General features: G+C 40.8%; 26 protein-coding genes. 11 read left to right on the forward strand and 15 right to left on the reverse strand.

Annotated elements, in window-relative coordinates:
* Positions 1 to 37 precede the first annotated feature (37 nt).
* Complete coding sequence (gene fur, locus FTU22_RS00935; protein ID WP_078193101.1) at positions 38 to 475, reverse strand: ferric iron uptake transcriptional regulator; 438 nt, start codon at positions 473 to 475, stop codon at positions 38 to 40.
* 112 nt (positions 476 to 587) lie between these two features.
* On the opposite strand from fur, the gene FTU22_RS00940 reads away from it, so the two are divergent.
* On the forward strand, positions 588 to 986 hold the full coding sequence (locus FTU22_RS00940) for an outer membrane protein assembly factor BamE (RefSeq protein ID WP_078193102.1): 399 nt from the start codon (positions 588 to 590) through the stop codon (positions 984 to 986).
* 43 nt (positions 987 to 1029) lie between these two features.
* On the opposite strand, the gene FTU22_RS00945 is transcribed toward FTU22_RS00940, so the two are convergent.
* The 9 genes from FTU22_RS00945 to FTU22_RS00985 all read right to left on the reverse strand — a co-directional run bounded on the left by FTU22_RS00945 (position 1030) and on the right by FTU22_RS00985 (position 10590).
* Complete coding sequence (locus tag FTU22_RS00945; protein WP_111885267.1) at positions 1030 to 1356, reverse strand: RnfH family protein; 327 nt, start codon at positions 1354 to 1356, stop codon at positions 1030 to 1032.
* On the reverse strand, positions 1356 to 2438 hold the full coding sequence (locus FTU22_RS00950) for a hypothetical protein (protein WP_180092431.1): 1083 nt from the start codon (positions 2436 to 2438) through the stop codon (positions 1356 to 1358). Before FTU22_RS00950 ends, FTU22_RS00945 begins: the two co-directional genes overlap by 1 nt.
* Positions 2439 to 2580: 142 nt before the next feature.
* Complete coding sequence (locus tag FTU22_RS00955) at positions 2581 to 3036, reverse strand: bacteriohemerythrin (protein WP_078190032.1); 456 nt, start codon at positions 3034 to 3036, stop codon at positions 2581 to 2583.
* 263 nt (positions 3037 to 3299) lie between these two features.
* Positions 3300 to 4148 carry a class II glutamine amidotransferase gene (locus FTU22_RS00960; RefSeq protein WP_180092434.1) on the reverse strand — a complete coding sequence of 283 codons (849 nt, stop codon included), beginning with the start codon at positions 4146 to 4148 and terminating at the stop codon, positions 3300 to 3302.
* Positions 4149 to 4357: 209 nt separating this feature from the next.
* The gene (argB, locus tag FTU22_RS00965; protein ID WP_078190033.1) at positions 4358 to 5266 is read right to left on the reverse strand and encodes an acetylglutamate kinase; all 909 of its coding nucleotides are present in this window, start codon (positions 5264 to 5266) and stop codon (positions 4358 to 4360) included.
* 10 nt (positions 5267 to 5276) lie between these two features.
* Positions 5277 to 6701, reverse strand: a complete 1425-nt coding sequence (locus FTU22_RS00970) for a phosphomannomutase/phosphoglucomutase (RefSeq protein ID WP_180092437.1) — start codon at positions 6699 to 6701, stop codon at positions 5277 to 5279.
* Positions 6702 to 7263: 562 nt separating this feature from the next.
* The gene (dut, locus tag FTU22_RS00975; protein WP_180008222.1) at positions 7264 to 7716 is read right to left on the reverse strand and encodes a dUTP diphosphatase; all 453 of its coding nucleotides are present in this window, start codon (positions 7714 to 7716) and stop codon (positions 7264 to 7266) included.
* Between the two features lie 64 nt (positions 7717 to 7780).
* Positions 7781 to 9820, reverse strand: a complete 2040-nt coding sequence (locus FTU22_RS00980; RefSeq protein ID WP_078193107.1) for a UvrD-helicase domain-containing protein — start codon at positions 9818 to 9820, stop codon at positions 7781 to 7783.
* A 137-nt stretch (positions 9821 to 9957) separates the two neighbouring features.
* Positions 9958 to 10590 (reverse strand): OmpA family protein, encoded by a 633-nt coding sequence (locus tag FTU22_RS00985; RefSeq protein WP_078193108.1) that lies wholly within the window; start codon positions 10588 to 10590, stop codon positions 9958 to 9960.
* 247 nt (positions 10591 to 10837) lie between these two features.
* Here FTU22_RS00985 and FTU22_RS00990 point away from each other — a divergent pair, with 247 nt between their 5' ends.
* From FTU22_RS00990 to FTU22_RS01015, 6 genes are all read left to right on the forward strand, one after another.
* Positions 10838 to 11761 (forward strand): acyltransferase, encoded by a 924-nt coding sequence (locus tag FTU22_RS00990; protein ID WP_180092440.1) that lies wholly within the window; start codon positions 10838 to 10840, stop codon positions 11759 to 11761.
* Positions 11762 to 11776: 15 nt separating this feature from the next.
* Positions 11777 to 12841, forward strand: coding sequence for a preprotein translocase subunit SecA (locus FTU22_RS00995; protein ID WP_373886227.1), 1065 nt, complete (start codon positions 11777 to 11779; stop codon positions 12839 to 12841).
* Between the two features lie 125 nt (positions 12842 to 12966).
* A complete protein-coding gene (gene minC, locus FTU22_RS01000) occupies positions 12967 to 13686 on the forward strand; it encodes a septum site-determining protein MinC (RefSeq protein ID WP_078193110.1) in 720 nt (239 codons plus the stop codon).
* 65 nt (positions 13687 to 13751) lie between these two features.
* Positions 13752 to 14564 (forward strand): septum site-determining protein MinD, encoded by an 813-nt coding sequence (gene minD, locus FTU22_RS01005; protein WP_180092443.1) that lies wholly within the window; start codon positions 13752 to 13754, stop codon positions 14562 to 14564.
* A gap of 2 nt (positions 14565 to 14566) precedes the next feature.
* Positions 14567 to 14839: a cell division topological specificity factor MinE gene (minE, locus tag FTU22_RS01010; protein ID WP_078190039.1), complete on the forward strand. Its 273-nt coding sequence runs from the start codon at positions 14567 to 14569 to the stop codon at positions 14837 to 14839.
* A 287-nt stretch (positions 14840 to 15126) separates the two neighbouring features.
* Positions 15127 to 15414, forward strand: coding sequence for a PA4642 family protein (locus tag FTU22_RS01015; protein WP_067766167.1), 288 nt, complete (start codon positions 15127 to 15129; stop codon positions 15412 to 15414).
* Between the two features lie 82 nt (positions 15415 to 15496).
* Here FTU22_RS01015 and FTU22_RS01020 read toward each other — a convergent pair whose 3' ends face one another.
* The gene (locus FTU22_RS01020; RefSeq protein WP_180092447.1) at positions 15497 to 16399 is read right to left on the reverse strand and encodes an AEC family transporter; all 903 of its coding nucleotides are present in this window, start codon (positions 16397 to 16399) and stop codon (positions 15497 to 15499) included.
* A gap of 104 nt (positions 16400 to 16503) precedes the next feature.
* Here FTU22_RS01020 and FTU22_RS01025 point away from each other — a divergent pair, with 104 nt between their 5' ends.
* Complete coding sequence (locus FTU22_RS01025) at positions 16504 to 17400, forward strand: LysR family transcriptional regulator (RefSeq protein WP_180092584.1); 897 nt, start codon at positions 16504 to 16506, stop codon at positions 17398 to 17400.
* A gap of 42 nt (positions 17401 to 17442) precedes the next feature.
* Here FTU22_RS01025 and FTU22_RS01030 read toward each other — a convergent pair whose 3' ends face one another.
* Entirely contained in the window at positions 17443 to 20556 is a 3114-nt protein-coding gene (locus FTU22_RS01030; RefSeq protein ID WP_180092450.1) for a DNA translocase FtsK, read from the reverse strand.
* Between the two features lie 253 nt (positions 20557 to 20809).
* Here FTU22_RS01030 and trxB point away from each other — a divergent pair, with 253 nt between their 5' ends.
* The 3 genes from trxB (at position 20810) to FTU22_RS01045 (ending at position 23442) form a co-directional block, all read left to right on the forward strand.
* Positions 20810 to 21763 carry a thioredoxin-disulfide reductase gene (gene trxB / locus FTU22_RS01035; protein ID WP_180024006.1) on the forward strand — a complete coding sequence of 318 codons (954 nt, stop codon included), beginning with the start codon at positions 20810 to 20812 and terminating at the stop codon, positions 21761 to 21763.
* Between the two features lie 110 nt (positions 21764 to 21873).
* Positions 21874 to 22605 (forward strand): leucyl/phenylalanyl-tRNA--protein transferase, encoded by a 732-nt coding sequence (gene aat / locus FTU22_RS01040; protein ID WP_078193114.1) that lies wholly within the window; start codon positions 21874 to 21876, stop codon positions 22603 to 22605.
* Between the two features lie 21 nt (positions 22606 to 22626).
* Positions 22627 to 23442 carry an arginyltransferase gene (locus FTU22_RS01045; protein ID WP_180092453.1) on the forward strand — a complete coding sequence of 272 codons (816 nt, stop codon included), beginning with the start codon at positions 22627 to 22629 and terminating at the stop codon, positions 23440 to 23442.
* Positions 23443 to 23527: 85 nt separating this feature from the next.
* On the opposite strand, the gene rimI is transcribed toward FTU22_RS01045, so the two are convergent.
* The 3 genes from rimI to tuf form a co-directional block, all read right to left on the reverse strand.
* Entirely contained in the window at positions 23528 to 23986 is a 459-nt protein-coding gene (rimI, locus tag FTU22_RS01050) for a ribosomal protein S18-alanine N-acetyltransferase (RefSeq protein WP_111885277.1), read from the reverse strand.
* 117 nt (positions 23987 to 24103) lie between these two features.
* Positions 24104 to 24985 (reverse strand): metal-dependent hydrolase, encoded by an 882-nt coding sequence (locus FTU22_RS01055; RefSeq protein ID WP_180092456.1) that lies wholly within the window; start codon positions 24983 to 24985, stop codon positions 24104 to 24106.
* 215 nt (positions 24986 to 25200) lie between these two features.
* Positions 25201 to 26391, reverse strand: a complete 1191-nt coding sequence (gene tuf / locus FTU22_RS01060; RefSeq protein WP_180077405.1) for an elongation factor Tu — start codon at positions 26389 to 26391, stop codon at positions 25201 to 25203.
* Between the last annotated feature and the right edge of the window lie 4 nt (positions 26392 to 26395).

Here is a 26395-nt window from a genome sequence, read left to right on the forward strand (position 1 = left end):
TGAAGTCTGTTTTTTATTCATTCTCATCCGCATCGGATTATTTTTTACGATACGCTTCTTGGCATTCAGGCGCATCACAATAGCCATAAAGATTTAATGAGTGACCTGTAAGTTGGAAACCAAATTTTTCTGCCACTTGATGTTGCTCATGCTCAATCACATCATTAGTAAATTCCACCACTTTATTGCAGTTTTGACACACAATATGGTCATGGTGATCTTCTTGCATAATCTCAAAAACAGAATGATTGTTTTCAAAATGATGGCGTTGAATAATACCTGCAGCTTCAAACTGTGTTAACACGCGATACACAGTTGCTAAACCCACATCTTCACCCTGTTCAAGTAAAGTCTTATAAATATCTTCTGCGCTTAAGTGATGTTGTCTTGAATTTTCAAGCAATTCCAATATTTTAATTCGTGGAAGTGTAACTTTAAGTCCAGCTTTACGTAAATCTTGATTTGAAATAGGCATGAAAAAAGGTCTCTCAACAAAATTAAAGTTGGAATATGCAACAAAGTGTAGATGCAGTATGATCTATCCTTGGATCAAATGCATCATAATTAATTTGGGATAGTTTAGCAAAATGCAAAAAATCATGCTGACGTTATTCGTCACTTCATTGCTCGTAGGCTGTTCAACCTTGGGCGTTTATAAAGTTGATATTCCACAAGGTACACCTTTAACTCAAGCACAAGCGGCTAAAATTCAAGTGGGAATGAGCCACCAACAAGTTCGCTTTTTGCTAGGTAGTCCAACTGTTGCCGATCCAATGAATCCGTTACGTTGGGACTACATTTATAAGTATACCCCAGGAACATATGCTAAAAAAGCCAAGATTCCTGCTGCACATGGTCAACACTTAAAAATCTTCTTTGACCAAAACGGTATCGTTCAAAAAATTGAAGGCTTAGAAACCATTCCAGAGTCTCAACCGGGCTTACCAGGTTCTAAAGAAGCGATTTTAACTGCGCCACCACTATAGTCGCTTTAAGATAAAAATAAACCCCTAAATTTAGGGGTTTTTTTTATAAGTACAATTGCTTGAAACGATTGCCTCGACAATAACGGCCGACGGGATTTTTCTTGGCGCGATTACGACGAATATCTTTCGGATTAATGGTTAATGCACGATAGATTTCGACGCGATCACCTGCTTCAAGTAATTGAGATGAATCGCTTACACGCGCCCCGAAGATTCCTAGTGTTAATTCTTCGGGTAAATCCACTTGTTTTCGAATTCCACTTTGCACAATAGCATCTTCAACCGTCATACCGGGATTAAAGCTCAGCGGAATTAATATCTGCTGTTCCACGCTCGCATAAGCGACCCATACTTGTAACTGAGCGGTCATTAGAATAACTGCCCAATCACAGCCACCAATGCCAATATTATTGACAAGGGCACGACGATACGTACGGCAATACGCCAAATATTATAAAAGGTTTCATGACTGAAGTTCATTGACTTACGTAGATGACTAATCTTCATAATCCAACCTGCGAAAATCGCATAAATCAGACAAATAATTAAGCCCCAAATCAACAAGGCAATATTAAATACTGGAACAACAGTGCTCAGTGCCCATACAAAAACCGCAACCAATAAAATCGCCCATTGCACCACTACGGCCAATTGGCGTTGTTGTAATTGTTCACGTGCCATTTGAATCAGCAATGCTGAAGCAGCAACCAAACCCACAACCAATGCTAAAGCAGGTACTTGTGTTTTTGCTGCGAAAAAAGCAAAAGCAATCACTGCCAAGAGTTGAGCGATCCAAATTGGAAATACCGTTTTGCTTGCAATCTCTTGTTGCTTCACGGCTGGCAAACTTGACTGCCAGTACAAGCCCATCCCCAAACCACTTGCTACGAGCGCCAAGACAGTTGCATTGCCCCACTCACTAAATTCGAGTGTAGTCATTTTCCATTCTGGCAATGCCGTTCCCATAACATTCGCCAAGACCACTGCAGCAATCACACCAATAGCCGTCAAGATCACTAAAAATTGGCGTGGTACAAACGACAATGCAAATGCAATGACCGCAAGGACGGCCAAAATCATGCTATAAGCAAAACCATTAGCTGTAAAAATTGCCACATATTGCGACGCGGCTGAAAGCATGGCACCTGCTAAAAATGGAATAAATACTACGGCAAGCCAACCGACTATACGCCATTTTGGCGAAGCATCTGCATCACGTGTCAGCGAAGACAGCGCTTGGACTGCTGTGGTTTTTGAACGTTTTGCTAAAGCAATTTCCAAATAACATAGCGGTAAAGCTAAAATAAGCATTGTACCTAGCCACAACAGCCAGAAATCTAGCTGACGTTCAATTTGAATACCTGTTACCGGTGCTAAAGTTGCAATAATGATAAAAGATAAACAGAACGCCATCAGTGGCGATAACCATTTCGACATCGCATTGTCCTGCATGACAAATTCCTTTGAAAATTCTAGCGCTATTTTGCCTTGCTGTGCCTTGAAAATCAAAAACAAAAAGCAAATCACCTTAAAGGTGATTTGCTGCGCAAATGATATTATTAGAATTTAATTGTTTTTATTTCATTTTTTGAGGTTATGAAAAGAAACGTGCAAACCAATTTTTACCTTTTTTCTTTTCTTTTTCTTTGATGATACCCATCATATTTTCTTTAACAGCACCGACATAATCAGCATCATCGTGCTGGATATGGTTAATCAGCCATTTTGAAAGCACTTCATGTAATTCATTTTCAATCGCATGACCCATTTCAAAACGGTCGCGGTAAGATTCAATTTTTTTAATAAATAAATCATGTACGCGTTTATGTGGCACACGATATTTATAACCCGCTTCTTCTTGTAAAGATTCTTCGAAGGTAAAATGTGATTGCGTGTAATCAATAATGTTCTCCAGAATTTGTTTTACACGATCACGATCTGTATTTGCGTCAATGCCATCAATTTCATTGATGTAGTCAAGAATCCGTTTGTGCTGATCGTCAATCACATCGATACCAGTATTGTATTCTGGAACCCATTTCATTTTCATTACGACCACCTATAAATATGAAGGACTTATCACGTAAATTTCATCATATAATTAAAGGACTTAAATAAAAATGAAGTAAAAAGGTTGGTTTTAATTGAAATACTGCTATTTATAATGTAATCAATTGTTTTTATTATGTTAATTTATTTAATCCCGAGTATAAAGCTAAGATATTTTTTAATCAATTCAATATCTTATAAAATACGCCTAATTCAATAAAGTGTAAGATATTCATTTTTATAATGAATATCTTTCATTCAAAATTAATACTGATCTGCACGTGTGACACGTTTTAAAGATGGGTCCAGCCACTCACGTTCTAAACGTTCAACAACCGTCTTTGCAGCACGTATTGGACGACCATATTGAAATAAAATCATTTCACCCGGCTCAAATGCTGTCCAAACTTCATTTTGCGTTAAGGGTTCCGTGGTAATCACGGCAACACGGTCTTCAGGCGTGGTGACTTCACTAAAATCGACTTCAACATCAATATCAATCAACTGTGCAGGCTGAAATGGGAACTCTCGAACCAGCCAATGCAGCTTGGTAATCGCATAACTAAATAGCGCCTGCCCATTCGACAAACAAAAATTAAAGGTGCCATGTTCTGCAATTTTCGGAGAAATTTCTAATAACAGATCAAACACCTGATCGAGTGTAGGTTCGGTATAACCAAAACGTTTCACCATTTGCTCGAGCAAATAGCAAAAGGCCAATTCACTGTCGGTATTGCCAACAGGGCTGAAGCGCCCCGTGAGCTCAGGCTGAAAGCCATGTAGGTCGCCATTATGCGCAAAAATCCACTGTCTGCCCCACAATTCACGACTAAATGGATGTGAGTTTTCAAGATTAATTTTGCCTTGTGTCGCTTTACGAATGTGTGCAATCACATTGCGAGATTTAATCGGATAGTTTCGGATCAGCTCGGCAATCGGAGACTCTACAGCAGATTGATTGTCGACAAATAAACGACATGCTTTATCTTCAAAAAAAGCGATACCAAAGCCATCACAATGATCTGAGGTAATTCCTGCTCGCTGCGAAAATCCCCGAAACGAAAAAGTAATATCGGTAGGAGTCGCACAATTCATTCCGAGCAGCTGGCACATATCGATCATTTCTGCAGTAAATCTATGATTTCTCTATTGTGCATGACAGTTTTAGTTGTTGTAAATCTAAAATAGCCGCCATTATAAGAGTTTTTATAATCCAACAGGGCAAATACATTATTTGATCTTTTCAAAAGTTACTTAGCCAACTGATAAATAATAAAAAAGCCTCAAAAGAGGCTTTTTTATATCAAAAAATGCTAATTATCTTAAGCTTTTTTCACATTGGTTCGATTGGTGATTAAAGTCCCGACACCATGATCTGTAAAGATTTCAAGTAATGTTGCATGAGGTACACGACCATCAACGATATGCGCGCTGATTACGCCGCCTTTGACTGCATCTAATGCACAGCCAACTTTCGGAATCATGCCGCCGTAAATCACGCCAGTTTCAATCAAACGATCGACTTCTTGGGTGGTTAACCCAGTCAACAGATTTTTATTTTCGTCTAAAACACCCGTGATATTGGTCAATAAAATTAGCTTTTCCGCACCCAATGCTTCCGCCACTTTACCTGCAACCAAGTCAGCATTGATGTTATAGGTATTGCCGTCTTCGTCTACACCTAATGGTGCAATCACAGGAATAAAATCGCTTTGGGTAAACATTTCAAGTACGTCAGTTTTCACACCAACCACTTCGCCAACTAGACCTAAATCAATCTGTTTTACTGAACCATCTTCGGCAGTTTTTTCCATCAATAATTTTTGCGCACGGATCAAATTACCATCTTTACCCGTTAAACCAATTGCACGGCCACCGTGTTTATTGATTAAGTTCACAATCGATTTGTTCACGCTGCCGCCCAAGACCATCTCGACAACTTCCATCGTTGCAGGATCAGTCACGCGCATACCGTCGATACGATCAGACTCACGGCCTAATTGTTTGAGGAATGAATCGACTTGTGGACCACCGCCATGCACCACAATCGGGTTTAAACCAACCGTTTTCAGCAGCACGATATCACGTGCAAATGAGCTCTCAAGCTCAGGATCGGTCATGGCATTACCACCATACTTCACTACCAGCGTCTTACCCGCAAAACGTTGAATATACGGCAAAGCTTCCGTCAGGATTTGTGCTTTGTCGATGCCAGTATGTTGATGTGGCATTTGCCTCTCCTTATTGAGCATCTGGAATGTCATGAGCAATGTCTGGATAGTGCTCAACTAACATAGAAACAAACAGATCTCGTATTTCTTTTAAGCGTGCTGATGAATTGGCATCAAAGCGTAAAGTGAAATACTCACCTGTATTCGATGCTCGAATGATGCCAAATCCATCATCAAAATCAAGGCGTATTCCATCAATTTTACTGATTTGTGCTGGAATTCGCGCAGAATTGGCTTCAACCTGCGTTAAAACTTCCGCTGGATCATGCTGATGTGTACTGACATATAAATCTTCGGTACTAAAGCGCTCCGGATATTTCGCCAAAGCTTCTGACAATGTCAGCCCCTGAGTTTGAATATATTCTAAGACCCTTAAGGCAGCATATAGACCGTCGTCATAGCCACCACCACGACCGTCATTAAAAACATAATGCCCTGCGTATTCACCACCAAAAACCGCTTTGCCTTTAGATTGGGAAATATATTTTCGCAAGAAACTACTGCCCGTTCGAATCATGACAGGCTGCGCATCTAAATCGCACACGGTATCTCGAATCATTGTTGAACATTTCACATCAAATACCACTTCTGCATGTGGTTTTTGAGTCAAACAAATTTCAGCAAATAAACACAATAATCGATCTGCAGAAACCACTTTGCCAGATTCATCAATCAACACTAAACGATCACCATCACCATCTAAAGCAATGCCAATATCGGCTTGTTGTTGCTTTATAGCTTGGCGAAGGTGAGTTAAATGTTTGAGCTGTGATGGATCTGGAGCATGATCAGGGAAATGTCCATCAGCTTGGCAACGTAATGCCAAAACTTCACAGCCTAATTTATTTAATAATAAGGCTGCACAATACCCAGCTGAACCATGCATGCCATCGATCACAACTTTAAGCGGTTGCTGTAAATGAATGTCATCTAAAATAAATTTCTGATAGGCCAAACAATATTCAGGCTTGATTTCGTGTGGCTCAAGTTCAGTCATCAAATGCACACGTTCCGATGAAAAACAATTTCGTGCTTCGACTGCAACGTGTTGAATCATCTCTGGACAAGGTGGCTCACCTTTGATAATCCACTTGATACCATTATCTGATTTTGGATTATGGCTCGCCGTCACCATAATGCCATTGCCTTGAAATTGTCCCGCAATAAAATACAACATCGGGCTTGAGCAGCAGCCAATAATTTCCGCTTCAAGGCCAGCCTCATGGCAGACTTTTTGAATTATTTTTGCATAGGTTGGACTGGTTAAACGCGCATCATAGCCAATGGCAAGTCTCTTTTGCCCTACATCTAAATATTGTTTGACTAAGCCACAAGCAATTGACTGAACTAAATCAGCATTTAAGAGCGATATTTTCCCGCGAATGTCATATGCACGAAAAATATGTTGCGGAAAGTGACTAAACAGTGAACCCATACTATGTTCTTCTAATTACATCTTTATTAATTAAAAAATCTAAAATTCTATTGAGAATTTAAGCTTTTAATTAAAGGATAAAATCCTGAAAAAAAGTGTAGCTTTTTTTATAACAAATTTAGTTAACAATCAATTAATAATATTTAAATACTGATCTAAAAATTACACTCACAATTATCCAATAATTTATTTTTAAAATAAAATCAATATTTTACATTAATAAAAATATCAAATTATCATTCAGTTTTAAATATTTTACTTTTCAAATATTTTTGATTATTTATTCAAATGTGTATAAATATAGTAAATCGATCAAATTTAAACCAATACACAAAATTCTAATTATTCTTTACCCTCACCCCTAAAATATAAACCAAGTAAACTCATCAGAATTAAAAATCCTGATAAGATCCAAAATACTCTAAATATAGATTTGAATTTGAATAAATAAAAATTTAAATAAAATGATATAAATAAAAACCATCACGAGGATGGTTTTTTATTCGCTACGTGATTTTAGGCATTTACTTGTCAACACACTGGAGCAAAAGTCTTGCGCTGATTAGTTTTTACCTGTATGACCAAAACCGCCAGCTCCTCGTTCAGTGGCTTCAAACTCATCCACAATATCAAACTGAGCTTGTACAACTGGCACTAAAACATATTGTGCTAAACGCTCACCCGGCTCTAGGCTAAATGCCGTTTGGCTACGGTTCCAAACAGATACCATCAATTCACCTTGGTAGTCAGAATCAATCAAACCGACCAAGTTACCCAACACGATTCCGTGTTTATGACCTAAGCCTGAACGCGGCAAAATTAAACCTGCAAAGTTAGCGTCTTCGATATAAATCGATAGGCCTGTTTTTACCAGAACAGTTTGACCCGGTTCAATTACGGTGGTTTCTTCTACACATGCACGGAGATCAAGACCTGCCGAACCTGCTGTGGCATAAGTTGGCATTGGCCATTCCGTACCTAAACGTGTGTCGAGAACTTTAACTTGAACTTTCATGGTTCATTCCTGTTTCAATAAAACGAATTTCAAAAAATAAATAAAATATTCTACGCATTAAGCTTTAACGCTTAATCAGCGCGCGTAAATTTTCTAAATAATGCTGTGCTTGCTGTTTAGGATCGATATCCCCTGCCAGCTTTTTCTTGCGCCCTAACCACTCCAATTCATCTTGTGGCAGTTCGTCCAAGAAACGGCTTGGTGTCATTTGTCGCATTTGACCACCGGCTTTACGCTGCTCTGCAAGAGTCATGGTTAAACCTTGACGTGCACGAGTAATCCCCACATACATCAGTCGACGTTCTTCCTCAACCGTGTCGGCAGCAATGGAGTTTTTATGCGGTAGAATTTCTTCTTCCAGACCAATCAAATAAACGAATGGAAATTCCAGACCTTTCGACGCATGAAGTGTTAACAAATTGACTTTATCGGTGTCTTCTTCTTCTTGTTGCTGTTCTAACATATCGAGCAGCACCATTTTACGAATCACACTTTCAATGTTCTTTTCATCTACATCTTCAGCGCGGTTTATCAAACTTTGAATACTGCTATATAGCACTTCAATATTATCCAGTTTGGTTTTTTCCTGCGCAGGAGTAGCTGCAGATTCTTTAACATAGTCGATATAACCTGCTTCAATCATCATGCGACGAATAATGGGAACAGGCTCATCATCTTCTAATAATTCACGGGTAAAGGTCGAAATAAAGTCTGCAAATTCAGCCAATTGGGTTGTAGCTTTTTTCGGAATCGCCATGCTCAAGCGCTGATCCCCTGCTGCACTGAGCAAAGACAAATTACTTTCCTGCGCAAATAGACCAAGCTTTTCCAAAGTCACAGGACCAATCGCACGTTTTGGTGTATTGATAATTCGTAAAAATGCACTGTCATCTTCTGGGTTGATGATCAAACGTAAGTAGCTCATCAAGTCCTTAATTTCAGCACGAGCGAAGAAAGACTGACCACCCGATAATTTATACGGGATCTGCATTTGGCGTAGCTGTGTCTCTAGAGCACGCGCTTGGAAATTACCACGGTATAAAATGGCGTAGTCTTTCCAATTTTTACCGTTCATCAGCTTGTGCGTAATCAAGTCTTTTACGACGCGTTCTGATTCATCATCGTCATTACGACAAGTAATCACGCGGATCACTTCACCATGGCCTTTATCTGACCAAAGCTTTTTATCGAAAATATGTGGGTTATTGCCAATAACTGTATTGGCAGCTTTTAAAATACGACTGGTCGAGCGATAGTTTTGCTCAAGCTTAATCACTTTCAGATTACGGAAATCTTCCTTCAATAAAGCCATATTCTCAGGCTTAGCACCACGCCATGCATAAATCGATTGGTCATCATCACCTACCGCGGTGAACTGTCCCATGACACCCACGAGTAATTTCACCAAAATATATTGCGCGGTGTTGGTATCTTGATATTCGTCGACCAATAAATAGCGGATTCGATTCTGCCAACGATCACGCACTTCTGCATTTTCTTGTAATAAGCGCGTCGGCATGACAATTAAATCATCAAAATCCACAGCATTGTAGGCACGTAAATTACGCTCATACAGTTGATACAGATGCGCAAACTGAACGTCTTCTGCTGTTTCACAGGTGGTATGCGCTTGCTCAGGTGGAATCAGATCGTTTTTCCAATCTGAAATCATTTTCATGGCTTTGGCAATCAGCTCTTTACTTTCTGCACCGGATAAATTGTCACGATGCATTAAATCCATCAAAATGCGTTTGCAGTCATCTGCATCTAAAATAGAAAAGTTATTTTTTAGCGGTGTATTTTTTAATTCCAAACGGAGCATGTTTAGCCCGAAGTTATGGAATGTAGAAACCGACAGCCCTTTTGCCTCTTCACGGCTCATCAGCTTCGTCACACGCTCTTTCATTTCACGCGCAGCTTTGTTGGTAAAGGTCATCGCGGTGATACGGTGCGCAGGAATACCACAATGCTTCACCAAATAGGCAATTTTACGGGTAATCACCGATGTTTTGCCTGAACCTGCCCCTGCAAGTACTAACAAGGGTCCTTGAGTGTATTTCATTGCTTCAAGTTGCTTGTCGTTCAACTGACTTGCCAGTGACATAGTCTTTCCTCTTATTAATTCGAGGATGATTATAGTCATCTGAAACGATCTTGCCTAATGCAAAATGTATTTTATCGGTCATTAAAAATGCCATAAAAAAAGCCACCCGAGGGTGGCCTTTCGTTTCGAACTAAAACTTATTTAGTTTCGTAAACTGAGATTTCTACGCGACGGTTTTGTTCACGACCTGCAGCAGTTGAGTTATCCGCTACTGGAGAAGTTGAACCGTAACCACGTGCAGTAATACGAGTTGAAGAAATACCTTGAGACGCTAGGTAGTTTTTCACTGAGTTTGCACGGTTTTGAGAAAGTGGGTTGTTGATCGCATCAGTACCAGTGTTATCTGTGTGACCGTGTACAACGATTGCAAGTTTGTTTGCAGTACCGTCTTCACGCAATACTTTAGCAACATCATTCAATGCAGATTGGAACTGAGATTGAATAGTTGAAGAGTTAGTTGCGAAAGTTACTGATGGCATAACAAGGTTGATTGAACCATCTGGATTACGACCTACGTCAACACCAGTACCAGCCAATTCTTGTTTAAGACGTTTTTCTTTCTTATCAAGAAGAAGACCTGCACCACCACCAACTACAGCACCAATTGCAGCTGCTTGACCCATTTTGTCTTTATCAGCATTAGAATAAGCAATACCAGCGCCTAAAAGAGCACCTAGACCAGTACCGATTGCTGCTTTGTCATATTCCATGTTTTGACAACCAGTAAGTGCCATTGCCCCAACTACTGCCGAAATTACTAGTGCACGCATTGCATGCCTCCTTCTTTGTGTTTTGTTGTATGGTTGAAATGATGAAGTAAAACAAATGGCTGAACCATTGATTTTTTGTTAATAATAAAACGTTTAGTTACAATTTGTAATATGAATACGAGATTTATTTGTTAATTCCATCACAATTTCTTCACAGTTCAGCAGATGCCCTTTTTTATTTAATCAACTCGAACTATATTTACTAGAATCAATCATTATTTGGACAATTTCCGCTAGGACTTTTTATATGTCATCTCAAACAAATAAGCAACCGACACTAAAAAAAATTAGCAAAGGACTTACCGTCGGTTCTGTTATGACAGGCAGTACTTTTTTTCATGGTCCTCCTGTTTTAGCCCTTGGTCTAACCAAACTCTTTAAAAAATCAAAAAAGGTTGATGAAACCAACATAAAAATTACCAACAGTTGGCTCACGGTCAATAACTGGTTAATTGATCACGTTTTACCCAACACAAAATGGGATATCACCATCGATGAAGGCCTCGACTTAAATTTGCATGGTCGCTATCTCATGACCTGTAATCATCAGAGTTGGGTCGATACGACAGTCAACCAATATTTTGGTTTAACCCGTATGCCACTGACGCGTTTCTTTACCAAATGGGAACTCATTTTCATTCCATTTGTTGGACAAGCTTTTAAAATTTTAGGCTTCCCAATGATGAAACGACATAGCAAAGAACAAATCGCGAAAAATCCTGAACTTAAATATCGAGATATGGAAGAAGCGCGTAAATCTTGTGAACAGTTATTGAGCCAGCCTTTTACCCTGCTGAACTATTTGGAGGGCACTCGCTTTACCCCTGAAAAACATGTGCAGCAGCAATCACCGTATCAAAACCTTCTTAAGCCGAAAGCGGGTGGTTTAGCACTGGCACTCAATATTTTAGGGAATCAAGTTGATGCCCTCGTGGATATGACCATCGTCTATCCAAATGGTGCACCAGGTTATGGCGAATTTTGGCTCGGTGAAGTTCCACGTATCGCCGTGGATTTACGTAAAATTGAAATTCCAACGTGGGTGCATGGCGGCAACTATGAAGATGATGCAGAATTCCGTGAAAAATTTCAGCATTGGGTAGATGAGCTGTGGACGGAGAAAGACCAACTCATTACTCGTATGAAAGCTAAATACTCAGTTACTGAATAATTAAGAAGAAGTTTTATGTCGCAGAACAGCATGCCGCAAAACAAGAAATCTAAATATCATCATGTCAATCCAGACAGTTGGTCATTCAAACTGTTTTTGATTTATGACATATTCATGGTGTTTATTATTGTTTTTAACTTGTTCTGCCTGTGCATGAACTTTTTCCTCATGAGCAATCTTGGCAGTTGGTTCTTTAACAGTATCCACCTGCCCGATGTGCTGACTTTTTACCGTGAACATTTGCATCCATGGGTGATTACCACCGAAGCGTGGTTTATTATCTTTTTGATAGTAGAACTGTTGGTACGTTGGGCGATTGCTATCATCAACAAGCACCATCAGCGCTGGTTCTTCTTCCCGTTTATACATTGGTACGAAATTTTAGCCATTGTGCCGCATTTACGTTTCCTGCGTTTATTTCGCGCGGGCGTGATTGCCTATCGACTATATGAAATGGGTTATCAGATCGTGCCATCGGCATGGCAGAAAAAGGCATTGTTCTACTATCGAGTCGTGATGGAAGAACTGTCAGATCGTGTGGTACTTACCGTGTTAGATGGTGTTAAGCATGAGCTCAATACCAGTACAACCCATAAAGACCTAATTAGTAATCTTGTGCAGCATCACCGTGAGATGTTCACCCAAGTTTTAGCTGAGATTTTGCAAGAAAATTTAAGCAAAGAACTCCGTACTGAACGTGAATTGATCGCCAAAAATGTCGGACAAATCGTCAGTCAGGCCATCGAAGACACTCCAGAACTCACGCAGCTATTGCGTTTAGTGCCAATCGTTGGCAGCCGCATTGAACAGCAGATTCAAAGTATCGGGCAACGTTTAGGTGAAAATATTACCCAAGGTTTAATTTCCCCATTGGCTTATCCCAATACATCGACGGCTCAAAAACCCAATCTATATTTAGACATTTCACAGCGTGTTAGCCGTATTGAAATCGAAAATAATGCCCAGCTGGATGAGTTGGTTCGCTCTGCGGTTTTTGAAAGTCTAGAGGCTATTCGTAAGCAAGTGAAAGTAAAACAGTGGCAGCAGATTATGCAGGAACAGGACCAAGCTACAGAATAAACACTTAGTCAAAAATAATTGCGAACTCCGCTAGAGTATTCATGCAAATTGTTCTAGGATTTGCTCTATTTACAACATAACTACTTCGGCACAAAAGTAATAGTTAGAAGTCTCAAGGATTCAATATGGCTGATATACGGATAAAAGGCAAAATGGTCAATGCGATTCGCATTCACCTCGATACCAATGATCATGATGCGATCCGCCAGCAACTTACTCCAATGTTCCAAAAGGCTTTTCCACCCGGAACATTAGCCGTGATTGAAAGTACGGTTGATCAAGAACTAATTGCACTGATTCAACTACTTATTAGTATTGAAATTCAACCGATTGGTGTCACTGAAGGTCCGCTATCGGACCAAGCACGTGCTATCCAATTTCCCGTAGTTCCTGCGGATCGCAAACTACAACAAGTTAAACCGACACGCGAACAAGTGGTTGAAGAGCCCGCGCCTGCAGAAGAAAAAACCGAAGATAAAATTGCTGCAGTCGAAGTACCGACCATTCGTCATGCTACGTCGTATCACAATGAAATCTTACGTACAGGTCAATGTTTAGTCCAAGACCATGGCGATATCATTATTAATGCTGGTATTAATAGCGGTTCAGAAGTAATTGCTTCAGGAAATATACATATTTATGGTAGTGCTCGTGGTAGAGTGATTGCCGGAGCTGGTGGGAACACGGCTGCACGTATTTTCTGCCATTCATTAGAAGCTGAATTGGTTTCAATTGCAGGGACTTACTGTGTCGCTGATGACATTCCACCTCATGTGGTCAAACAGCCAGTACATATTTATTTGAATGACCAGCAAGAGCTAGTATTTGAAGCTTTGCAATTTTAATGTATAAATAATCACCAAACCCCTAATTAAAAAAGGGGATTTAAACCATAACAGGAGTGGATTCGGTGGCGAAAATTGTTGTCGTAACATCAGGTAAAGGTGGCGTAGGTAAAACAACTACAAGCGCATCTTTTGCAACAGGTTTAGCCCTTCGCGGCCACAAAACTGTTGTGATCGACTTTGATGTGGGTTTACGTAACCTTGACTTGATCATGGGCTGTGAACGCCGCGTTGTATATGACTTTGTAAACGTATTGAATAACGAAGCTCGATTACAACAAGCGCTTATTCGCGATAAAGATATTGAAAATCTCTACATTTTGCCAGCATCTCAAACACGTGATAAAGACGCGTTAACAGATGAAGGTGTAGCACGTGTAATGGACGAACTTTCTCAAGAGTTCGATTACATTATTTGTGACTCACCTGCGGGTATCGAACGTGGTGCAATTTTAGCAATGTATCATGCTGATGAAGCGATCATTGTGACGAACCCAGAAATTTCTTCGGTACGTGACTCTGACCGTATTATTGGTATGCTCGACAGCAAAACCAAAAAAGTAGAACAAAACGAAGGTCGTATCCGTAAGCATCTATGTATTACACGTTTCAATCCAGAACGTGCAGATAAACAAGAGATGTTGACGATTGATGACATTTCAAAAGATATTTTACGCGTACCGACTTTAGGTGTTATTCCTGAATGTAAAAGCGTTTTACAAGCATCGAACGAAGGTAAACCAGTGATTCTGTTTACAGAAGAAGCGGCTGGCCAAGCGTATGATGACCTTGTTGCACGTTTCCTTGGTGAAGAACGCCCTTACCGTAACATTACGGTAAAACCTAAGGGTTGGTTAGCACGTCTATTTGGAGCGTAATCATGGCAGGATTTTGGAGCAAACTTTTTAGCAGCGACGAGAAACCCTCAAGCGCACAAACGGCAAAAGACCGTTTAAAAGTCATCGTGGCATCTGAAAATGGTTTAGGTAAACGCCTCAGCCAAGACAAAATAGACATGATGAAAAAAGAAATCATGCAAGTGGTAAATCGCTATGTTCGTGGTGTAGATGAGCAACATATTCAAATGTCTGTTCGTTCTGAAGCGAATATTGAAATGCTTGAAATGAATATCAATTTGCCTGAAGAACGTTAATCTGAATTCTGATTAGCCAAGTAAATTGAATCAAGGCAAAATGTGAGGCTGGATCAGTAAAGCGCTGCTTTACCCAGCCGCAAGACGAGAAGCTTTGCTTCGAGTGGGCTGGATTAGTTTTATTCCTTTGTTAGATCAAAAGCTTTGCTTCGAGTAAACGGGATAAAAAAATAACTTTTGATCCAACCATAAAATGAGTCGCTTAACTTAGAGATGGCGAATAAAACCATTTTACTTGCGTACTCATTTTTGCCTTTTTGTATTTTTAAACCAGCAAGGAGATTGCGATGGCATTATCTCAGCCAGCAACGTTCAACGAAGAATGGTCAGATGAGCGTGTATTTGCCTACCTTACTCAGCTTCCTCCTGAAGGAGTGAATGGCGACTTTCACGTGCTTTACCATGCTTTCAAACATATGCGTCCAAATGACTATGAGCGTCTTTTGACTCAATTCGTTGCCGATGGCCGTGATGTGAACGCAACTAATCCTGAAGGTCAGCGTATTCATGACGTGATTGCTCAATACCCACGTCAAAGCGCAGGTTTCCTCGAAGTATTGGCAAAATTTGCTTAATTTCGAGTAATAAAAAAAAGCCCGCATCATGCGGGCTTTTTTTTATCTTATTTAAAATCAGCGTTATTGTATTTCAGCATGATTAATGCACGATCAACATAAGCAATGGAAACATCAAGCCAAAACCAATGGTTTGTACACTAATAATGGCCGCCATCAGTTGTGAATCACCTTGATAATAGCGTGTCAAAATATAAGACGATGATGCAGTTGGCAAAGCAAAAAAGACCACTAAAATCATTCGCTCAAAATCAGTCAGACCCATCCAAGTACTCAATAGATAAGCAATACATGGCATTAACATGAGACGCCCTATCGTATTTAAACTTAAACGACGTAGATCGGCGCGCATTTGCTGAAACTGTAATGCTGCCCCAACAGAAAGTAGTCCGAGCGGTAAACTCATGGCTGCCAAGATTTTTAATAGTTCAGGTAAGCCTTCAAACAGACTCAAGCCTAATAAATTAAACAATACCCCTGCAACACAGCCTAAAATTAAGGGATTTTTTGCGATGGACTGACAGGTCTGCCCTAATTGCTTCACACTTAAATTTGAAAACGCCAAGACTGAAATAATATTCACTAAAGGGACGGCAACGGCAATTAACATGGCAAACATCTGCATGCCTGTGGAGCCAAATAAAGCACCCATGAGCGACAAACCAATATAGGTATTAAAACGAATATGACTTTGGATATACACGCCAAATCGCTGCACGGGGATATGCATAAACTGCTTGATCCCCCACAACACGATGCTGATCAAACAGGTGCCCGCAACCAGTACTGTCAACATTCGTGAAACAGTGTTCATATCCAATTGCACGGCTGATACATTCAAAAATAGCAGCACAGGAAATAAAACGTAGTAATTGAGTTTTTCTGAATTTGCCCAAAATTCATCCTGAACAAACTGTGTATATTTAAGCACATAGCCCATCACGATTAATGCAACGAGGGGAAACAATGCGACGACGATATTCATGCTGTACGCCTTGAAATAAACAAGCTATTTCATCTTTAACCATTTATGTAGCACAATATAATCCTCATCTAGACTCATAACAAAATGAGTAATTACTCATGGCAATGACATTTTCTCAGCTTGAAATTTTTATTAAAGTCGCAGAACAACAAAGCTTTACTCTCGCTGCTCGACAGCTGGGAATTACTCAGTCAGCTGTCTCTCATGCCTTAAAAAGTTTAGAGCAACATTGGAATATCAGCTTATTTAGCCGTGAACAAGGCGAAATTAGCCTGACTTACATTGGTCAGCAGTTATTGCTACATGCCAAAGAAGTCATCAATACCGCACAAATTATGCAACAAGAAGTGCATGCCGCACATGGTATTCAACAAGGAACGCTGAGAATTGGCTCTTTTGGTTCTTCTAGTTCGATTCATCTGCTTCCAGAGCTATTAAAGGCATATAGAGAGCGCTATCCACACATTGAGATCTATGTCGAAGAAGGTACTGATGCAGAAGTGTCTCGTTGGATTTCTGAACGTCAGATTGATGTTGGTTTTGCCGTACTCCCCAAGCCGCAACTGTTCACCTTCCCCTTAATCCAAGATATTTTCATTGCCTTGATTCCAGATAGTTATTCAGTTTCCAAACACAGTCATTTAAATATCCAAGACCTACAAAACTACCCCTTTATTATGACCCGTGCAGGCAGCCAGTCCCATGTCGAAAAACTGCTTAAACAACACCAAATACAACCTAAAATTACCTATCAAATGTCGCAACTGTTAACCATTTTAAACATGGTGAATTTACAGGAAGGGATTGCTATCGTTGCAGATATGGCGATGCCTACTGAGCTGTTGGCGCTACATCCACATGTGGTTAAACGTCCACTCTTTCCAAATACCCAACGGCAAATTGGACTCGCCGTAAAAAATCAAAAACTCATGAGCCCTGCCTGCAAAGCCTTTATCGAATTGGCCCAGTCCATGTTCTACCAAGATGAGTTCTCAATCTAAAAATAAAAAAAACCTGCCGAAGCAGGTTTTTTGTTTTAGGACTTAGACCAAGATATCTCGTTTACCATTTGGTCCCATACTACTTACGATACCATTTTCTTCCATTTGGTCGATGATACGTGCAGCACGGTTATAACCGAGGCTAAATTTACGTTGCAGCGAAGAAGTAGAAGCTTTACGAGTTTCCAGTACAAAGCTAACGCATTGGTCATACAAAGCATCTCGATCTGATCCGCCATCACCATCTTCAAAACCGCGAGATGTCGGCTCTTCATCATAAGGCGTGAGGATTTCATCGACATAATTCGGTTCACCGCGCTCACGCCATGCATCACAAATACGGTTCACTTCATCGTCTGAAATAAACGCGCCATGTACCCGTTCAGGTTCAATTTTCCCCGGTCCGAGGAATAACATATCACCATGGCCCAGTAAGTCTTCCGCACCACCAGCGTCTAAGATAGTACGTGAATCCAGTTTACTGTTCACACGTAGCGCAGCACGCGTTGGAATATTGGCTTTGATCAAACCTGTCACTACATCTACGGTTGGACGCTGCGTCGCCAACAGCAAATGAATCCCTGCCGCACGTGATTTTTGTGCAAGACGGGTAATCATTTCTTCAGCTTTTTTACCCACTTGCATGATCATGTCGGCAAATTCGTCGGCAACAATTACGATCAACGGCATAGGCTGTAAACGTGGCGCACGACTTTGCGTTGCTGAGTCATCTGGCTTCCAAGTTGGATCGATGAGATCTTCACCATTGGCCATTGCTTCTTCAATTTTGCGGTTAAAGTCAGTCAGCTTACGCACTTTCATTAAAGACATCAGCTTATAACGACGCTCCATTTCATTGACACACCAGTTCAATGCACTCACCGCATCTTTCATGTCAGTTACAACAGGCGTTAATAAATGTGGAATATCGTTATAGTTGGCAAGTTCCAACTGTTTCGGGTCAATCATAATAAGTCGCAATTGCTCAGGTGTATATTTCAACAACATCGATAGCAACATGGCATTTACTGCGACTGACTTACCAGAACCCGTAGTACCTGCCACCAACATATGCGGTGCTTTCGCCAAATCTGCCAAGACAGGATTGCCGGAAATGTCTTTACCCATCGCCATACTAAGTAAGGCATTTGGATCACGGTATGCCGGCGTTTCTAACAGTTCAATAAGACGAACCATTTCACGTGAACTATTCGGAACTTCAATCCCGATATAGGGCTTACCTGGAATCACTTCCACCACACGTACAGAGGCCATAGACATTGAACGCGCCAAGTCACGTGAAATATTGGTGACTTTCGACGCTTTGACACCGGGTGCCAAATCTAGTTCAAAACGTGTCACGACAGGGCCCGGCTGTGCTTCTACAACTTTAGCTTTGACATTAAACTCTTGCAGCTTAATTTCTAAAAGTTCAGACAAGCGAGACAATTGCTCTGCAGTGAAATTAACTTTCTTATTCGGATCTACAGGATCTAATATTTCCAATCCCGGCAAAGTCGGTAAATCCAAACGTTTTTGTGCCACTTGCATCGCACGAGACATTGGACGACCAGAAGCATCGGTTAAAGGCGCATCAAAGTCAAAATCATCTTCGAGATCTAAATCGATGTCTTCAGGTTTACCCGCCGTTTCTTGCCACACTTCACGGAATGCATCTTTATTCGAGCTGATTAAGGCTTTTTCATCATCAGATACAAAAGTCTGCGGCTGTGTATTGATTTCAGCACGAACCAAAGGCGTAGATTGCGCATAACTACTGGTTGTACGAACTGGCTGTGCCTGTTCTATCGCTCGCTCTGCTTCTTCAACCAGCAAATCATCGAGATCATTAAATTCAGCTTCAGCACTGATATTTTTCGGTGTGGTTAGCGTTGTCGTTTGTGCAGCTGCCACACCTAATCCTACAACAGTTGCAGCAGTACCTGTTGCAAAATCATTTGAATGCGTTGCTAGACTTTCATTTTGCGATGTATTAAATGGGCTATGCACATCCGTCGCTGTTTTACCATTCGGGACAGCCGCTAACAGCTCATCGAAGATTTCATCATCATCCCAATCCACTGATTTTTTAGCAGGTTGCACCGCTTCTGTCGGAGAAGTCGAATGCACATCCGCTGCTTTGTTGAAATATTCAGTTTGATTGGCAGGCTGCTCTTCTTCTGCAGCTTTCAGTAAAGCATCAATATCTTGTTTGTGCCGTTGGTCATCATTTGAATGCAAGGCACGCCAAACCTCTCCCGTCGCAACAACACGTTGTTGATCTTGCTCAAGCTGACGCACTTTCGCCAAAGTATGTTCAAAATCTTCATCGGATGGTGTAGCAGTCTCCGGCGAATTTACCGTAGATAAATGCTGTGCATTGCCTTCTTTGTCTGCACATTCTTTATCAGCAATATCATCAAATAAACGCTCAGCAACACGATCACGTACTACTGGGTCAACCTCTACAGCATGATGCTCATGGGCGGGTGTAACTGGTGCAACCACTTTTGATGCATGCGCAGCAGCACTCTCTTTTTTAGTCGTTGGTACTGTACGGTCAAATGCGGTGTCGCCTTCAGGCACATTGCGATAGAACAAATCTTGGAGATAAGCTGGTGTCGATTTCATGGTTGCCCATGTCTTATTCCACTTGATGCCAAAGGCCAAAGTGAACAACATGATCCAAAATGCAATAAGAAATATTGCTGCACCATAGACCGTTAAAATTTGTTCAAGACTTTGACCCAGTTCATAACCAATAATCCCGCCCGATGCATTTTCTAAAGTATCTTCAGGGACATTCCAAAATAGGAAAAGTAAACTTGAAGTTGCCAGTAAAATAAAGAACTGAGCGGCATAACGAAATGGACGGTTTAAAAAACTACGTGGCCACCACACTTGAATTGCTTCGAGAAATAAATAGACAGGTATCAGCAGACTTGCCCAACCTAAAAATCCATAGAGTAAATCAGCGATCCATGCACCTGCGACGCCGCTGGCATTTGAAACTTGCTGAGTATCACTGGATAAATGCATCCATCCCGGATCAAATGGCGTATATGTGACTGTTGCAAGGAACAGATATATCCCAAATGAAACAAGGAATAAAGTCATTATTAAGCGCTGTGCATATGCACCCGACACCGCTGTCATATACGTTCCTGTAACCAATTCTTCATGAATGTTTTTGTCATTACCCACAACAAAAATGGGCTGAATCTAAACCTGTTATTATGCACCTGTTCAATAAAAAAGATGCAAGATAATTTAAGTATAGTTGTTAACTTTATTCTATATAGCTCAAAACGATTTCGATGATCAATAATATCGACTTTAATCTCACACAATCGTTTCAAACTTTGACGTATAATTCCACAAATTATCATATAAAAAAAGGATTCTACGGATGAGCGCTCGTCACTCACGTCTAATTATTTTAGGTTCTGGTCCTGCAGGTTATAGCGCTGCGGTATACGCTGCCCGTGCGAACCTGAAACCGACACTCATCGCAGGTATTCAATTAGGCGGTCAATTGACTACAACGACAGAAGTAGACAACTGGCCAGGTGGTGCAGAAGGTTTAACAGGCCCAGCCCTAATGGAACAAATGCAAGCTCATGCTGAACGTTTTGGTACAGAAATTGTGTATGACCATATCAACGAAGTGGACCTCAATGTTCGTCCGTTCGTGCTTAAAGGCGATATGGAAGAGTTTACTTGTGATGCATTGATTATTTGTACAGGTGCAACTGCACAATATTTAGGTCTTGAATCAGAAGCTGCTTTCATGGGTCAAGGCGTGAGTGCATGTGCAACATGTGACGGCTTCTTCTACAAAAACCAAAAAGTTATGGTTGTCGGCGGCGGTAATACTGCTGTGGAAGAAGCGCTGTATCTTTCAAACATTGCTTCTCATGTCACTCTTGTACACCGTCGCGACACTTTACGATCAGAGAAAATTCTGCAAGATCATCTTTTTGCAAAAGAAAAAGAAGGTAAAATCAGCATCATCTGGAATCACCAAGTGGATGAAGTGATTGGCGATAACACCGGTGTGACTTCTGTACGTATTAAATCTACGCAAGATGATTCAACTCAAAATGTTGATGTCACTGGTATGTTTGTGGCTATTGGTCACAAACCAAACAGCGGTATTTTTGAAGGCCAATTAAACTTACGTGACGGCTACATCCAAGTTCAAAGTGGCACAGCGGGTAACGCAACACAAACGTCTATTCCGGGTGTATTTGCTGCGGGTGATATTGCCGATAGTATCTACCGTCAAGCGATTACTTCTGCAGGTTCAGGCTGTATGGCTGCACTCGATGCTGAAAAATACCTTGATGCACTCGGCGAATAATCTTTTGCTTCATTCATTTGCTTAGCTAAATAGTTTTAAAAATTAGTCGACCTGATGGTCGGCTTTTTTATGTATGATAAATATCCGTGTACCTCAATAAGAAGCTTGGCATGCCGATACTCCCTCCTTCTGAATTTACTTTCCCCGATCCAGTTGAATGCGATCCCGAAGGTGAAGGCTTAATTTGCATCGGTGCTGACCTCTCCCCTTCCACACTGTTTGAAGCCTATAGTCACGGTCTTTTCCCATGGTTCAGTGAAGGTGATCCGATTTGTTGGTGGTGTCCTGAACCCCGCTGCATTATTCAACCGCAGGACTATCATCCGAGCAAATCGTTATTACGCAGCATGAAAAAAATGGACTATAAGATCACCATTAATCATGCGTTTGAAACTGTGATTCGCTCATGTTCACTGCCGCGTAGTTATGCCAATGAAACATGGATTTCAGAAGATATTATTCAGGGATATTCTGCGCTGTTTGACGCAGGCTATGCTTATAGCATTGAAGTTTGGGAAAACGAGATCGTTGTCGGTGGCCTCTATGGCGTTAATATTGGTCATGGCTGCTTTGGCGAGTCTATGTTTAGTACACGAACAGATGTCTCTAAAATGGCGTTTTACACCTTAATGCTCATCGGGCAAGAGAATCAACTACCATGGATTGATTGCCAATTGGTCAACGATCACCTCTTAAGCTTAGGTGCGAGTACACTTTCTCGCCAACAATACCTTAATTCGTTACAAGATGTTGTTAAACAACCCTCTATCGATTGGAAAAAGTATCAGGACAGTGTATTTTCAAGTAAAACAATAGCGCAATGGGCAAGTCTCAGCGCATGACAATAAAAGAGGGATATTACGATGAATTCCTATCAACCGAAGTCCCTGTTGAACGAATTACAGTACTACATCACACCTCCGCATAATTGTAGCTACTTAGAAAATAAATCTGCCCGGATGGTCTTTCTTGATCCTGTCCATCGTATTGATGTGGTCACGTTATCTGAACTTTCCCGCATGGGTTTTCGTCGTAGTGGGGATTTTGTCTACCGCCCTGAATGTCATCTTTGTCGCCAATGTCTGTCCTCACGTGTGCCTGTGCATGAATTTCAAATGAACAGCGTGCAAAAAAAAGCGTGGAAACGGAATCAAGATTTAACGGTGAAAATTAGCCGCCCTCAAGATGCCGATGCAAAGCATTATGCCCTGTACGAACGCTATATCAATGAACGGCATGCTGATGGTGATATGTACCCACCTAGCCAAGATCAATTTGAAAAATTTTTAATCAATAGCTGCACTGACAGTTTCTTTTTAGAGCTGTGGTTGGATGAGCAACTGATCAGTGTATCTACCTGTGATCCACTTGATGATGGTATTTCAGCGGTATATACCTTTTTTGATCCTGATGAAAGCCGTCGCTCCCTAGGGACTTTTGCCATTCTGAAACAAATCGAGCATGCACAAAAACTTGGACTGCAATATGTCTACTTGGGCTATTGGGTGCCCGATTCGCAAAAAATGAATTATAAATCTCAGTACATTCCACTGGAACTTCTGCTTGATGGACAATGGCGTCGACTCAACCGACCACTGACCCAAGAAGAAATCAGCCAACTGGGGGATTCCCTGATGACCACCCTACCTTCCGGTTGGAACAATCCTATTATTAAATAAACGGGATCAAACAAAAGATATTCAATAAAAAAGCATCCGTTTATTCACGAATGCTTTCTTTAAATCTGATTATGCTTCACCGCTTTTATTTAAATAAAGCTGCAAAATCATCACCACAAGTCTTCACCATAATAATGGCGTGCTCACGAGTTCCATCGGCATTTGGATAATAATTCTTTCGCAAATCGATTTGATGAAAATCCGCTTTTTCATATAAACGGATCGCTGGTTGATTACCTTCTCGCACTTCTAAGAAGATTTGAATGGGGTTATTTTTGAGTAAGGCAATAGATTCATCGAGTAATTGAAAACCTAATCCTTTGCCTTGCTGGCTCGGATCGATCGCCATTAACAATAAATTTGCTTCATCTAAAACGGGTTGTAAAATGCAAAAACCTACAACTTTTCCTTGTCGCTCAATCACCGTACTTTGATAGGCAGCAATCGATTCTTGAAATTGTTTTATGGTCCAAGGATGGCTTTGTACGCGGCGCTCGATATCGTAAACCTGCTGGACATCAGCGTCTTGCATCAAACGAATCATCTTCGTTTATCTTTCTATAGCTAGGGTATGCGCATTATAAAAAGTTTGTCTATAAAGTTGAATAAAAAAAAGAGCGATTTACATCGCCCTTCTGAAAAAGTCACCACAGCGCTGTGATTAGAGACCCAAATATGCTTTCCACGTTTTTAACAAACCAGAAGTATCTAAATCATTCGGGTGAAAACCTGGTTTAAAATACATCAGCATTTCTTTACGCATACCAGTGATGATGCCTTTTGAAGGGCTATAACCATAGGTATAAATATCTTTTAATGCTTCAAAATTAAGCTTGTTATCTTCTTTTAATAAACGAGCGACAAAATAACTTTGTACGAAGAATAAAGTCACCATTGCGCCAATCAATGAACCTGTACGGAGTACGTAGGCCTTTATTCCCTGACCAAAGACACCTTCAAATACATCATAAGCTACGGCTTTATGCTCATTTTCTTCAATCGCATGCCATAACCACATATTTTTCATGGTTTCATCAGTCATTAAGGCTTGAATATGTGGGTTTACCAATAACTGTGAAGCAATCGTTGCAGTGAAATGCTCAAGTGCCGTAGTTGCAGTAAGATCCACCATTTCTTGAGTAATACCAACAGGTTTACCAATACGTGCAAAGACTTTACGTACACCTTGGATAACACGACCCGTTGCCTTATCAAGTGTTTCGACATCATGACCGTATTTTTGTGCAGAAGCATTAAAACCCTCATGCTCTTGCGTATGCATTGCTTCTTGACCAATGAAAGCACTAATTTCTTTTTGTAGGGCTTCATTATTTGTGATCGCGGGGTGTTTACGTACTGCACGCACACTATCAATAAAGAACATTTCACCCGCGGGAAATAAAGCAGACAATGCGGTCATAAAATGTGTCAAACCTGCTGAGCCATTCATCCAGTACTCTGGTACCGCATCAAAATCAAAATTCATGCGACGTACAGGGAAACTTGCACCTGCTCGATTAGTAATCTTTACTTTAGCGTTCATGCCTAACTCCTTTTTGAGTTATGAAATACTCAAACTTTTATTGGTTTTCTTGAGTTCATATTACGGTTTTATTGACGCGTAATTATTTCAGTTAAGGACAGTGAATTATCACTAAAGGACAGCTTTAAAAAATATTGTCAGACAATTTCCCTATCACATTGAATAAGCATAAAAAAAGCGCCTCAAAGAGGCGCTTTTTTACACACATTTAGTGATTATGCAGTTACTTTAGAAACTACACCCGCACCAACTGTACGACCACCTTCACGGATCGCGAAGCGTAAGCCAGCGTCCATTGCGATTGGGTGGATTAATTCTACTGACATTTCTACGTTGTCACCAGGCATAACCATTTCAACGCCTTCTTTAAGCGAGATCGCACCAGTTACGTCAGTTGTACGGAAGTAGAACTGTGGACGGTAACCGTTAAGGAATGGAGTATGACGACCACCTTCGTCTTTAGAAAGTACGTATACTTCTGCGTCGAATTTAGTATGCGGTTTGATTGTACCTGGTTTAGCAAGTACTTGACCACGTTGAACGTCTTCACGTTTAGTACCACGTAGAAGAACACCACAGTTCTCGCCCGCACGACCTTCGTCAAGAAGTTTACGGAACATTTCTACGCCAGTTACAGTTGTTTTAACTGTATCTTTAATACCAACGATTTCAACTTCTTCGCCTACTTTCACGATACCAGTTTCAACACGGCCAGTTACTACTGTACCACGACCTGAAATTGAGAATACGTCTTCGATTGGCATAAGGAATGCTTGGTCGATAGCACGTTCTGGTTCTGGGATGTAAGAGTCAAGAGCTTCAACAAGAGCAACTACAGCATCTTCGCCGTATTGACCAGCTTCACCATTAAGCGCTGCAAGAGCAGAACCACGGATTACTGGAGTGTCGTCGCCTGGGAAGTCATAAGTAGAAAGAAGTTCACGAACTTCCATTTCTACTAGTTCAATTAGCTCTTCATCATCAACGATGTCACATTTGTTCAAGAACACAACGATGTAAGGTACACCTACCTGACGAGAAAGCAGGATGTGTTCACGAGTTTGTGGCATAGGACCATCAGTCGCTGAACAAACCAGGATCGCACCGTCCATCTGAGCCGCACCAGTGATCATGTTTTTAACATAATCGGCGTGACCTGGACAGTCTACGTGAGCGTAGTGACGGATTGGAGAATCGTATTCTACGTGTGAAGTATTAATTGTAATACCACGTGCTTTTTCTTCTGGTGCAGAGTCGATTGCAGCGTAATCTTTCGCTTCACCACCGAATTTTTTTGCACATACAGTTGCAATTGCAGCTGTTAAAGTAGTTTTACCGTGGTCGACGTGACCAATTGTACCCACGTTAACGTGTGGCTTATTACGTTCGAACTTAGCCTTAGCCATGAGA

It is taken from the genome of Acinetobacter sp. YH12076, assembly GCF_013419525.1.
Classification (GTDB): domain Bacteria; phylum Pseudomonadota; class Gammaproteobacteria; order Pseudomonadales; family Moraxellaceae; genus Acinetobacter; species Acinetobacter amyesii.